We start from the raw sequence: 11,970 nt of genomic DNA, 5'->3' as shown, positions 1-11,970 counted from the left end.
TTTATTTGCCCCCGTCTGCCACACCGAACACCGTCCAGGGCGCATTGGGATCGGTGGTGCCCATCAGCGCGCGGCCGCATTCCTCAAAGATCTGATCCGACATCAGGATATGTTGGGTGCCCGCGTGAATGTCGCGGTACACCCGCTGCATGACCGTATTGTGCAGCGAGGCGCCGCGCGCCGCGCGATGAGCAAAGGTCGCGATGTCAGAAATCACATCATGGCTGTAACGCAGGCAGAGCTTGATCATCGTCATCTGATGCTGGCTGAGCGGCTGTCCGGCCTCCAGCGTGTCAGAGGCGCTTTTCCAGGACTCCAGCACCAGTGCCCGCATGGCACGGAATTTGGCCTCGTTCTGGGCGAACTGGAACCTGAAACTGGCGCTCTGGGCCGATGGGCCAAAGGCATCGCGGCGCGGGACGATGACCTTGATCAGCTCATCAAGCATCCGCCGCCCGGTGCCAAGCGCGAAGGAAGTATGGGCCCAGGCGCTGAAGCCGGCAAGCCCGATCGTGCCCTGATGCGAGCCGCGCAAAGGCGCCTCGATATCGAAATCATAGACCATCTCATCGGGGACAAAGATCTCCGTCCCCTCTTTGACGGCGTAATCAAAGCTGCCAGTGGCGCGCAGCCCCAGCACGTCCCAGTTGCCCTTCAGCTCGATCGTGTCGCGCGGGTGATGGGCGATGATCACTTTCGGCCCGCCCGGGCCCATGATCATCTCGCCCGCCTCATCCACCAGGAAGGCGCCGGTATGGATCCAGTCTGCGTGCTGGATGCCGCTGCCATAGGCCCATTGGCCCCAGATCATGTAACCGCCATCGGTCTTGCGGGCAAAGCCGCGCGGCACACCATTGCCGGCGATGGTGATATCAACGCCTTTTGCGAAGACAAGATCCACCCCGGCCTGGTCAATATAGACCGCCATGGTGGTGCCTTCCATATTGTTCACGCCGATGTACCAGCCGGCGGAAGCATGGGCGTAAGTGATCTTTTCATGGATCAGCATCGCATCGAAATGGCTGATCTCAGAGCCGCCGACCACGCGGGGATAGAGCATGGTGAAAAGCCCGGCCTTGCGCAATTCGGCCACGACCTCATCGGTCAGATGCCCAAGCCGTTCCGCTTCAGCCGATTGCGCTTCGATCAGTGGCAAAAGCGCCTCGGCCCGCGCCATCAGCTCTGTCGCGGTCGGCGGCGTGGCTGTCACATTGATATTCATCCGGATCCCTCTCTGTAGCGCGCGGCTCGTATCTGCACCCCGTGCCGGGGCTGGCCGCTTTTTAATAACTGCGCAAATCGGCCTGACGCGCCGCGCGGGCGGTGACTGGCCGATCTGTCGGACGATCCTGGCGGTTGGGGCTGGCCCGCCTCAATCCCCCGAACAGGGGGGCTGTTGTGGCAGGGTTGCGGCAGGAATGCTTTGACTGCGAAATTTTTACACCCGAATGATCATGAAAGGTGCAGACTGAATTGACCGAATCACCCTCTCCTCCGAAGCTGTGCGCCGCAGGCCACTTCGGCCGCACTTTCGGACTGACCCATGACCGCTGCGCCTTTCTCTGCCGATCTCAGTGCTGCGGAGCTGATGGGGTCATTTCTGCGGCCTCGATCCCGGTGCTCGGCGAGCAATGTCATGCGGCGCTGGAACGGCATTGTGGTGCCTCGGGGATGGGGATCTATCTTTTGCGCAGCGGCGTGCGGATCTGCTGTATTCCAGCGGCGTGCCGGGTGGTTTTCTGGAAGATTACGCGACGCTTTACGGCACCGATGATCCGCTGATCCGGCAGCTGAGCACGCAGGTGCCCGTCACCGATGGCCGGACCTGTCTTGGCGAGGCGGATTGGGCCCGCAGCGGGTTGCGTGAATTGCTCAGCTCATGGGGGCTTGGGCATAATATGTGCGGGCTGATCCCGATCGACGAGGCGACGATGGGCGTCATCTATACGGCCACGCTGCAACGCACCGGACCTTTCACGCCCCAGGCGCGCGAGCAGCTGGTTTTTCTGTGCCGGGGCGCCGGGATCGCTTTGCGCTCGCTGGTGCGGCGCACCCGTGTCGCGGGCGATCTGCCACCGCAGCAGGCGCGGGTCGCAGCCCTGGTCTGCGAGGGGTTTTCGAACAAGGAAATCGCCGGGCCGTAGGGCTTTCCGAACATACGATCAAGGAATATGTCCAGCGCCTCGCGCAAAGGCTGCGGGCCGACAATCGCACGGCCCTTGCCGTTGCCCTGCTGCGCCAGGGGTTTTTGCATTAGGCGCGGCGATCTGGCCCGGGGGCAGAAGCAAAAAAGACCGCCCGAGGGGCGGTCTTTTGAAGTCTTGTCCGATGCTGCGGCTTACAATCCGCAGTCATTGACATAGGTGTCCTGGTAGTCATCGAAGATCTTCTCGACAACCGAAGTGGCATAGCGGCCATCTTCACGCTTCACCACTTTGGTCAGGTAGAAATCCTGAATCGGGAAGTGGTTCTTGCCAAACGAGAAATCGCCGCGCAGCGAGGTGAAATCTGCTTTCTGCATCGCGCTGCGCAGCCCGTCCCGGTCTGACATTTTGCCATCCACCGCCTTGACCGCGCTGTCGATCAGCAGCGCCGCATCATAGGCCTGCATCGCGAAAGTCGCGGGGACTTTGTCATATTTGGCGATAAAGGCATCGGTGAAGGCCAGTGATTGCGGCGTGTCGAGATCAGGCGCCCAGTTCGACCCGGCAAACATCTCAAGCGCAGCATCCTGCTGTGCCGGAAGGGTAGATTCATCCACCGTAAAGGCCGAGAGGAAGGGAATGCCGCTCATGCCGGCCTGGTTGAACTGCTTGACCAGATTGACGCCCATGCCGCCCGGCATGAAGGCATAGATCGCATCCGGGCCGGTCGCGGCGATCTGCGCCAGCTCGGCCGAGAAATCCAGCTGCCCCAGCGGGACCAGCATCTCATCGGCAATGCCGCCTTTATAGGAATGCTTGAAGCCCTCCATCGCGTCCTTGCCGGCCTGATAGTTCGGCGCCAGCAGATAGACATTCTGATAGCCACGATCCTGGGCGACCTTGCCCGAGACCTCGTGGATCTGGTCATTCTGATAGGAGGTGACGAAGAGGTTCTTGTTGCATTCCTTGCCCGCCAGCGTCGAGGTTCCGGCATTGGTCGAAATCAGGAAGGCGCCACCTTCGGTGACCGGTGGCATGATGGCGTTCAGGATGTTGGAAAAGATCGGGCCGACCACGAAATCGACCTTATTGCCCTCGACCAGCTCGCGCGCGCGGCTGACGGCGACTTCGGGTTTTTGTTCGTCATCGACAATGATCAGCTCGACCTGCCTGCCGCCGATCTGGCCGCCCAGATCGTCAAGCGCCAGCTGGAACCCGTCGCGCGCCTGTTCGCCCAGAACAGCCGCCGGTCCTGACAGCGTGTAGATCAGGCCGATCCGGACCACATCATCATCGGCCCTGGCCACGGATGCGAACCCGGCAAGGATGCTGCCAGCCAGCAGGGATGCTTTCACTTTATTCATTTACTACCTCCATCGGGCCTGTTGGCGCCCAGTGTTTTTGGGTGGCCGGTATTTTGGCGGCCAGTTTTTGGTGGACGCGCGCGCCAGGCAGACGCGCGCCGTCAGGTCTTTTGATCAGTCAAGCGCCGGTGGCGGCACGAATTCCAGCTCGTGGAAGCCGGCGATCCGCACCACTTCGGCCGGGTCCGGCACATTATGGATCAAAGAGAACATTTCCCACAGCTTTGCCGTCGGGGAAACCCAGAACATCGCGACCACATCTGAATCCGACCGGTTGAAAAGCCCATGCGCGATGCCGCGCGGCAGGACAACCAGATCGCCCGGGCCCGCACGGCGCAGTTTGCCGCCGACCTCGGCCTCAAGCTCGCCCGAGAGGATATAGACGAATTCATCCTGGGTGAAATGAATGTGATGCGGCACGAAGGTGCCGGGCGGGAAAACCGCATGCCAGGACATCGAGCTTTCGCTGCAGGATTTCGGCGTATAGGTCTGGCCCAGAATGTTCCAGACGATGCCTTTGATGCCATCGTCACCGGCCACCACACCGGGGGCATGGGAACGGGCGGCAGCGGATAGGTCGGGGTGGTCATCTTTCGATCTCCTTCTTCATCTCATTCAGATTTAAAAATTTTGTGTGTAAAGCTATTTCTGCGCCTCACTGGCGTTTCCGGGTCTGGTCATCCGAAAAACCGGCGGTCGAAGCATAGCCGCGCACGATGGCGGCGCGTTCCTCAGGCGTGATCACCTGGTCGAGATCGGAGAAGCCATCAGGCGCGCGGCGCTCGACCTCGTCGATCAGCCCTTCGGGGCCGCCAAGCCGGTTCAGCCGCACGATCTCGGCGGTGACAGGGCGGCGCGCCGCATCATAGGCGGCAAGTGCCGCGCGGATGGCATCCGCTGTTGTCGCGCCCACCAGCAGATCCGCCAGCGCTCTGGTGTCAAGGATCGCCTGGCTCGCGCCATTTGATCCCACCGGATACATCGGATGCGCGGCATCGCCGATCAGCGTCACACGGTCATGGCTCCATCCCGGCAGCGGATCGCGGTCGCACATCGGATATTCCAGGAAGACCGGCGTGGCGCGCACCAGCGCCTCCAGGTCGATCACATTCACATCAAAAGCGCGCACATGCGGGATCAGCTCTTCCAGCGTGCCCTGGCGGTTCCAGTCTTCGCGCTTCGGGGTCGGGCTGCCCTCGGCGCCGGGGCGGTAAGTTACGACCCAGTTCATCAGCACCTTGCCGGGCGCGGATCCGGGCGCGATCGGGTAGAGCACCAGCTTATAGGTAAAGCCGCCCGCAACGATCATAGTGCGGCCATCGGCAAACGCATCGGTCTCAACCGCGCCACGCCACATCATGACGCCATTCCATTTCAGGCCAGGTTCGTTCGGGTAAAGCTGTGCGCGGATCGGCGAATGCACCCCATCCGCCGCGACCAGAATATCGCCCTGCGCTGACAGGCCAGTGTCGAATTCCAGCCTGACTCCATCCGCATCCTGGTGGAAGCCGGTGCTGCGATGCGAGAGATGCACCGCCCCCGGCCCGAGCCGGTCCAGCACCGCCTCGCGCAGCATATTATGCAGCCGCCCGCGATGGATCGAGAATTGCGGGTAGTCGCCGCCGGCCTCGACACCGCGCGGCTCGCGCCAGACCTCCTGGCCCTGCCTTGTCTGGTAGCGCAATTCGCTGGTGCGAATGGCGATCCGGTCCAGCTCGGGCAAAAGGCCCAGCTCGGCAAGTTCGCGGATCGCATGTGGCAACACATTGATGCCGACGCCCAATTCGCGCAATTCGGGGGCGGCCTCGAAGATCTGGCAGGAGATGCCGCGCGCCTGCAACATCAGGGCCAGCGTCAGCCCGCCAATTCCGGCCCCACTCACCAATACATTCATGTCATTCCTCACTTCCCCGTCGCGGCTGCCTGCTGGTATTGCCTGCGGCCGTCATTTGGGCCGATGCTTGAGGGCAAGGGCCGCGCCAGCTATCGCCACAGCGCCAGACTATCAGCAGAGCGCCATCTGCTACGCTTTTTCCCGCAGGCACGCGCGGTCAGCGGCGCCCAGTGCAGAAAGCTTTTGCAAAAGCCGCCCGGCCCATGGTTGAATTGCCGTCGGAAACTATAAGCCTGAAATAAATTCCGCCCCTCACTGACCCGGTTGATCGCGTAAATGCAAAGCTTGCCGCCGCCCTTGCCGCCACGGTCGCCGCCGCCTTTGTGGAAGCGCAGCAGCTCGCTCGAGGAATTCGAGGCGGTGATGTCTGACCTCTTGCGCCCCTGTCGGGTGCGGGGGCAGGCGCGGCGCGGATACCGGACCGAGATTCTGCATCAGCGGGTCAATGGGCTGGGGCTGACAGCGGTGCGCCTGGGGGCGCCCGCTTCGGTCAGGGTGGCACCGGACCGGGCAATTTCGCTGTTGCAGATCCCGGTCGGTGGCACCTTCCTCGCGCGCAGCGGACGACGGGGGGAAGAAAGCTTCCGCTCGGGTCTTGAGGCCCAGGTGGTCGATGCGCCAACCGGGCTGGATCTGGATTTCTCCCAGGACAGCCGGATGCTGATTGTTGATCTGAGCGCGCCGCAGATCGCGGCGCTGGCCTGTGGGCCGCTGCCCTCGGGCAGTCTTTCGCTGGCCACGCCGGAAGGGGCGCAGCTGTGGCGGCTGGCGCAATATCTTCTGACGGAACTGGAATCCGGGGTGCTGGTTGGCGACAGCCCGCTGGCGCTTGGCCTGGAGCAAAGCCTGACCGGCGCCATCGCCCGCGCGCTGAAAGCCCATATGCCGGCGGCTGTCCGGTCGCAGGACACCAGGTCGCAAAGTGACAGGATGCTTTTGCGCGCCGAGGCGTTCATGGCCAGCCATCTCGACCAGGTGATCGATCCGGCGGCGATAGCGCAGGCGGTTGGGATAAGTGTGCGCAGCCTGCACCGGCTGATGCGCGACAAGCGCGGCACCACGCCGCTGGCGGCCCTGAAAGAGATGCGCCTGCAACGGGTGCGCGCCGAGATCGAGGCCGGTCTTTGCCCGCCAAACGGCATCACCGATCTGGCGCTGCGCTTTGGCTTCAACCATCTTGGCGCTTTCGCCACCGATTTCCGTCGCCGCTTCGGGGCGCCGCCCTCCGAGCTGTCGCGCCGCCACGCGCAGCGCTGACTTACGGGGCGCTGACCCGCCTCAGACCTTGAGAAACCGATCCTTGATCGCGGGGCTGTCTTTCAGCGCCTGGGTGGTGCCGGACCAGACAACCCGGCCCTTTTCCACGACATAATGGCGGTCGGCAAAGCGGGTCAGCGCATCGACATTCTTGTCGATGACAAGGATCGCCTCGCCTTCCGCTTTCAGTTTCGCAAGGCAATCCCAGATCTGATCGCGGATCAGCGGCGCGAGCCCTTCGGTCGCCTCGTCCAGCACCACAAGATCGGGATTGGTCATCAGCGCCCGCCCGATGGCCAGCATCTGCTGTTCGCCACCCGAGAGCTGGTTGCCCATATTCGACGCCCGCTCTTTCAGGCGCGGAAACAGGCCATAGACGCGCTCAAGCGTCCATTTGCCTTTCTTTCCGCCGGAATGGGCGGTGGCGATCAGGTTTTCGGCGACGGTGAGATTGGGGAAGATCATCCGCCCCTCGGGCACCAGCCCAAGGCCCATCCGCGCAATCTTGTGCGGCGAAAGGCCGGCGACATCGCGGCCATGCACCGAGATCCGGCCCCCGCGTGGTTTTACGAGACCGAAGATCGTGTTGATCGTCGTGGTTTTGCCCATGCCGTTACGGCCCAGAAGCGTGACCACTTCGCCCTTGTTAATCGCAAGCGACATGCCAAAAAGCACCTTGCTGTCGCCATAAGAGGCCTCGAGATCCTCGACCAGCAGCATCAGACGCCCTCCTCTTCTTCGCCCAGATAGGCCTCGCGCACCTTCGGGTGATTGCGGATGTCTTCCGCCGTGCCGCCGGCGACAATCTCGCCGTAAACCAGCACCGAGATAAAGTCGGCAAGCTGGAACACCGCGCTCATGTCGTGCTCGATCAGCATCATGGTGACGCGGGATTTCAGCCGCAGCATCAGCGCGATAAGGATCTCGGCCTCTTCCGGGCCGGTGCCGGCAAGGGGTTCATCCAGCAGCAAAAGACGCGGCTTTGTCGCCAGCGCAATCGCGATCTCTAGCTGGCGTTTCTCGCCATGCGACAGGGTGCGCGCCAGCCGCCGGGCCTGGGCGTCCAGCCCGACCTCGGTCAGGCAGGCCATGGCCTCGTCATTCAGCGCGCGCTCCTGGGCGGCAACCTGCCAGAAACGAAAGGAGGATCCCGTCCGCGCCTGAACCGCGATGGCGACATTTTCCAGCACCGACAGCCCGGGCAGGATCCGCGTCAGCTGAAACGACCGCGCAAGGCCACGGCGCACCCGCCCCGCCATGTCGAGATGGGTGATCACCTCGCCATCATACCGCACCTCGCCACTGTCGGCGCAAGCTGGCCGGAAAGCTGCGAGATCAGCGTGGTCTTGCCCGCCCCCGTTCGGCCCGATGATCGCATGGATCTGACCGGGAAAGACCTTCAGCGAAACGTCATTGGTGACCGCAAGCGCACCATAGGATTTGCGCAGCGACGTGACTTCAAGCAGGGGCTGGCTCATTTGTCATCTCCCTTGCCGGTGACGCGCCCGCTGACGCGCTCCACAAGCCGGTCAGGCCACGGGCGAAAACAGAACGACCGCCAGAAGCAGCATGCCGAACCAGAGCTTCCAATGTTCGAGAACCGCGCGAGCGCCTCTTCCAGGCCGATGGTCAGAAGGCACCCGCCAGCGCCCCGACGAGGTTTCCGACGCCGCCCAGCACGACCATGATGATGAATTCACCCGAACGCTGCCAGCTTGACAGCGTTGGCGAGACATATTGCAGCTGGTTCGCGATCAGCACCCCCGCAATGGCGCAGATCACGGCCGAGATCACATAGGCGACCATCTGATAGGGCATGATCCGGTAGCCGATTGCCTCCATCCGGAGGCTGTCTTCGCGGGTGCCGATCAGCACGCGGCCAAAGCGCGACCGGGTCAGGCGGCAGAGGAAGCCGAAGATCACCACGAGGATTACGAGGACCAGATAGAACAGCGTAACCTCGCTGCGCAGGAAGTCCTGCCCGAACAGGGTGGCGCGCGACAGGCTCATCCCGTCATCGCCGCCAAAGGCCGAGAGCGAGATGAAGAAAAAGAACGCCATCTGGCCGAAGGCCAGCGAGATCATGATGAAATAGACCCGCGCGTGCGCAATGCGATCGCCCCGGTCACGAGCGCGAAGGCGGTGGCCGCAAGGCTTGCCCCGCAAGATGCAGGAAGAAATCGGTGATCCCCCTTGTTTGCAGGAACAGCGCCGCATAGGCGCCGATCCCGAAAAAGGCAGCATGGCCAAAGGAAACCAGCGCACCATAGCCCAGGATCAGATCCAGTGACAGCGCGGCGATGGCATAGATCATCATCCGCGTGACGACCGAGGTGTAATAGTCCAGCCGGCAAGGTTCAGAAGCGGCGGCACGATGGCAAGGCCCGCGAAGATGCAAAGCGCGATGCGGATGCGGGGGTCGCCGCTGCGCGGTATGTGCGAAGGCGTCTGGGTCATTTGGCATGGCTCCGACCGAAAAGCCCGTTCGGGCGCCAGCAAAGAATGGCGATCATCAGCAGATAGACCAGCATGGGGGCAAGGGTACGGCCCAGCTGATTGGCCACTGCCGGGTCAAAGGCCATTTTCAAAAGCATCGGCCCGAAGATCCGCCCGACCGTGTCGATGATGCCGACCAGCAGCGCGGCGATAAAGGCGCCCCGGACCGAGCCGACGCCGCCAATCACGATCACCACGAAGGCAAGGATCAGGATCGAATCTCCCATCCCCGGATCGACCGAGAGAATGGGCGAGACAATGGCCCCTGCAAATCCGGCCAGCATGGCACCAAAGGCGAAGACCACGGTGAAAAGGCGTGAGATATCAACGCCAAGCGCCGAGACCATATTGCGGTTCGAGGCCCCGGCCCTGAGCAGCATCCCAAGCCTTGTGCGCCCGATCACATACCAGAGCCCAAGCGCGAGACCGAGCCCCGCCAGGATGATCGCCAGCCGGTAGACCGGAAAGCGCATCGGTCCGGCCAGCGGCATTGATCCCGAGAGGCTCTCGGGCATCGGGACGTTCAGCGGCGCCGCGCCCCAGATCATCTTGACCAGTTCAGAGGTGATCAGCACCAGCGCGAAGGTCGCGAGCACCTGATCGAGATGCGGTCGCTGATAGAGCTTTCGGAAGATCCCCAACTCAAGCAACAAACCCACCACCAGCATCGCCGGCAGGGTCAGCGCCAGCCCAAGCCAGAAATTGCCAGTTGTCGCGGCAAAAGTCGCCATCAGATAGGCCCCGACCATGTAAAGCGCGCCATGGGCAAGGTTGATGAAATCCATGATCCCGAAGATCAGCGTCAGGCCGGCAGCAACAAGGAACAGGAGGATCCCGAACTGAACGCCATTCATGACCTGCAGCAAAAGCAGGGTGCTCATACGAGCCCTCCTTGCCAGGAGGTCGCCTTGCCACAGGGAGCGCGCGCCCCGGCCGGATCGCCGCAAGCTCTGATCATCAAGGCTTCCTCTCTGTTTGCAGTTCGCTTCCAGCGTCATGCCGCGCCGGTTCTGCAATTTATTTTATATACGAAACATCTCGATTCAATCGGAATGCGGCCCCCCACACAATTTTTTACATGCGGGCAGGGCCCCGGAAGGGCGTTTTTCAGCTCTGGGGGAAAAATCCCCGGCGCGGTGCGTGCGGCAAGGCCATTTGTGGTACCTGGCGGATAGGGCGGTCGCTCTCCAGGGCCGCCAGTCACATTTCAGCTCATAAGGCAGAGAGGAAATTGACGAACATATGGTGAACATATACTGTCGCGCACATGGCAAGACCCCTTCAGGACAAGCTGGCGATCCTTTCGGACGCGGCAAAATATGATGCCTCCTGCGCTTCCAGCGGAGGCGAGAAGCGTGATTCCCGCAAGGGTGGTATCGGGTCTTCGGGCGGCGCCGGCATCTGCCACGCCTACACGCCCGACGGGCGCTGCATCAGCCTTTTAAAAATCCTGATGACCAATTTCTGCATCTTCGACTGCGCCTATTGCATCAACCGCGTGTCATCGAATGTCGAGCGCGCGCGGTTTTCGGTCGATGAGGTCGTCTCGCTCACGCTGGAATTCTACCGGCGCAATTACATCGAAGGGCTGTTCCTGTCATCGGGGATCATCCGTTCGCCCGATCAGACCATGGCGGATATGGCCCGCATCGCGCGGGTCCTGCGCCAGGATCACGGCTTCAGGGCTATATCCATCTCAAGACCATTCCCGATGCCAGCCCCGATCTGATCCGCGAGGCAGGGCTTTATGCCGACCGCCTCTCGATCAATGTCGAACTGCCCGCCGATGCCTCGGTGCGCCGCTTCGCTCCGGAAAAACGCCCCGAGACGATACGCTCTGCCATGGCGCAGGTGCGGCTCGAGGGGGAGGCGGCGAAAGAGAAAACCCTGACCGGCAGGCGCCCGCCGCGTTTTGCCCCTGCGGGCCAGTCGACGCAGATGATCATCGGCGCGGATGGCACTGACGATGTGACGATCCTGCAAAGCTCGACCCGGCTTTACACCGGCTACAAGCTGCGGCGGGTCTATTACTCGGCCTTCTCGCCGATCCCTGATGCGTCATCGGCCCTGCCTCTGGTTCAGCCGCCGCTCCTGCGCGAACATCGGCTGTATCAGGCAGACTGGCTCCTGCGTTTTTACGGATTCAGCGCCGAAGAGATCGCGACCGGGACCAATGCCGGGCATCTGGATCTGGAGATCGACCCGAAACTGGCCTGGGCGCTGCAGCATCGCGGGCTCTTCCCGCTGGATGTGAACCGGGCGGCGAAGGATATGCTGTTGCGGGTTCCAGGCTTCGGCACCCGTACGGTCGACCGCATCCTGGCGGCGCGCCGCTCGCGCGGCTTACGCTATGAGGATCTCGTGCGAATGGGCGCCCTGATGAAAAAGGCGCGGCCCTTCATCACGGCCCCGGGCTGGTCGCCGGGCGGGCTGACCGACAGCGCCGGCCTGCGCGCCCGTTTCGCACCACCGCCAGAGCAGCTGTTGCTCATATGAGCTTTGCCGTCACCCTGCCCGATCAGGGGCAGTTCGCAGCCTGGCGGCAGGCGGCGCGGCTTGCGATCAGCCACCGCATCCCTCCCGGCGATATCGACTGGACCGGTGGGGCCGGGCTTTTCGCGGCCGATCCGCTGCCGGACAGCCCCGGCCCGCATCAGGCACGGGTGCCGGAGCAATTCGTGAAACTGGCAGGCTCTGTCATCTGGCATTCTGCGCCAGAGCGGGTCGCCCTGCTCTATCAGGCGCTCTGGCGGCTGGACGCGCGCGAAGGGAGCCTCTGTCGCAAACCGATCCGCTGGGGCGGCGGCTGACCCTG

At 62.7% G+C, this 11,970-nt stretch carries 12 protein-coding genes and 1 pseudogene; 4 read left to right on the top strand and 9 right to left on the bottom strand.

Annotation, left to right across the window (positions count from 1 at the left end; genetic code table 11):
• Position 1: 1 nt before the first annotated feature.
• Positions 2 to 1,222: an acyl-CoA dehydrogenase family protein gene (locus QNO18_RS20700; protein WP_283179413.1), complete on the bottom strand. Its 1,221-nt coding sequence runs from the start codon at positions 1,220 to 1,222 to the stop codon at positions 2 to 4.
• Positions 1,223 to 1,631: 409 nt separating this feature from the next.
• Between QNO18_RS20700 and QNO18_RS20695 the strand changes: the two genes are divergently transcribed.
• Positions 1,632 to 2,144 (top strand): hypothetical protein, encoded by a 513-nt coding sequence (locus tag QNO18_RS20695; protein ID WP_283179412.1) that lies wholly within the window; start codon positions 1,632 to 1,634, stop codon positions 2,142 to 2,144.
• Between the two features lie 194 nt (positions 2,145 to 2,338).
• Here QNO18_RS20695 and QNO18_RS20690 read toward each other — a convergent pair whose 3' ends face one another.
• The 3 genes from QNO18_RS20690 to QNO18_RS20680 all read right to left on the bottom strand — a co-directional run bounded on the left by QNO18_RS20690 (position 2,339) and on the right by QNO18_RS20680 (position 5,402).
• Positions 2,339 to 3,508, bottom strand: a complete 1,170-nt coding sequence (locus tag QNO18_RS20690) for an ABC transporter substrate-binding protein (RefSeq protein ID WP_283179411.1) — start codon at positions 3,506 to 3,508, stop codon at positions 2,339 to 2,341.
• Positions 3,509 to 3,622: 114 nt separating this feature from the next.
• Positions 3,623 to 4,051 carry a cupin domain-containing protein gene (locus tag QNO18_RS20685; RefSeq protein WP_283179410.1) on the bottom strand — a complete coding sequence of 143 codons (429 nt, stop codon included), beginning with the start codon at positions 4,049 to 4,051 and terminating at the stop codon, positions 3,623 to 3,625.
• 112 nt (positions 4,052 to 4,163) lie between these two features.
• Positions 4,164 to 5,402, bottom strand: a complete 1,239-nt coding sequence (locus QNO18_RS20680; protein WP_283179409.1) for a flavin-dependent oxidoreductase — start codon at positions 5,400 to 5,402, stop codon at positions 4,164 to 4,166.
• A gap of 276 nt (positions 5,403 to 5,678) precedes the next feature.
• Between QNO18_RS20680 and QNO18_RS20675 the strand changes: the two genes are divergently transcribed.
• Positions 5,679 to 6,659, top strand: coding sequence for an AraC family transcriptional regulator (locus QNO18_RS20675; protein WP_283179408.1), 981 nt, complete (start codon positions 5,679 to 5,681; stop codon positions 6,657 to 6,659).
• A gap of 21 nt (positions 6,660 to 6,680) precedes the next feature.
• On the opposite strand, the gene QNO18_RS20670 is transcribed toward QNO18_RS20675, so the two are convergent.
• From QNO18_RS20670 to QNO18_RS20650, 5 genes are all read right to left on the bottom strand, one after another.
• Positions 6,681 to 7,379 carry an ABC transporter ATP-binding protein gene (locus QNO18_RS20670; RefSeq protein WP_283179407.1) on the bottom strand — a complete coding sequence of 233 codons (699 nt, stop codon included), beginning with the start codon at positions 7,377 to 7,379 and terminating at the stop codon, positions 6,681 to 6,683.
• Entirely contained in the window at positions 7,379 to 8,137 is a 759-nt protein-coding gene (locus QNO18_RS20665; RefSeq protein WP_283179406.1) for an ABC transporter ATP-binding protein, read from the bottom strand. Before QNO18_RS20665 ends, QNO18_RS20670 begins: the two co-directional genes overlap by 1 nt.
• Before the next feature lie 151 nt (positions 8,138 to 8,288).
• Positions 8,289 to 8,744 carry a branched-chain amino acid ABC transporter permease gene (locus tag QNO18_RS20660; protein WP_283179405.1) on the bottom strand — a complete coding sequence of 152 codons (456 nt, stop codon included), beginning with the start codon at positions 8,742 to 8,744 and terminating at the stop codon, positions 8,289 to 8,291.
• Between the two features lie 40 nt (positions 8,745 to 8,784).
• The gene (locus QNO18_RS20655; protein ID WP_283179404.1) at positions 8,785 to 9,123 is read right to left on the bottom strand and encodes a hypothetical protein; all 339 of its coding nucleotides are present in this window, start codon (positions 9,121 to 9,123) and stop codon (positions 8,785 to 8,787) included.
• Positions 9,113 to 10,036: a branched-chain amino acid ABC transporter permease gene (locus tag QNO18_RS20650; RefSeq protein WP_283179403.1), complete on the bottom strand. Its 924-nt coding sequence runs from the start codon at positions 10,034 to 10,036 to the stop codon at positions 9,113 to 9,115. Before QNO18_RS20650 ends, QNO18_RS20655 begins: the two co-directional genes overlap by 11 nt.
• Positions 10,037 to 10,422: 386 nt before the next feature.
• Here QNO18_RS20650 and QNO18_RS20645 point away from each other — a divergent pair.
• Both QNO18_RS20645 and QNO18_RS25795 read left to right on the top strand, forming a co-directional pair.
• A pseudogene (locus QNO18_RS20645) lies at positions 10,423 to 11,651 on the top strand (putative DNA modification/repair radical SAM protein).
• The gene (locus QNO18_RS25795) at positions 11,648 to 11,965 is read left to right on the top strand and encodes a hypothetical protein (RefSeq protein WP_349293914.1); all 318 of its coding nucleotides are present in this window, start codon (positions 11,648 to 11,650) and stop codon (positions 11,963 to 11,965) included. The pseudogene QNO18_RS20645 and the gene QNO18_RS25795 overlap by 4 nt, the downstream one beginning before the upstream one ends.
• The last annotated feature ends 5 nt before the right edge of the window (positions 11,966 to 11,970 follow it).

Source organism: Gemmobacter sp. 24YEA27, assembly GCF_030052995.1.
Lineage (GTDB): Bacteria > Pseudomonadota > Alphaproteobacteria > Rhodobacterales > Rhodobacteraceae > Pseudogemmobacter.
This window is presented reverse-complemented; position numbering and strand designations above follow the sequence as displayed.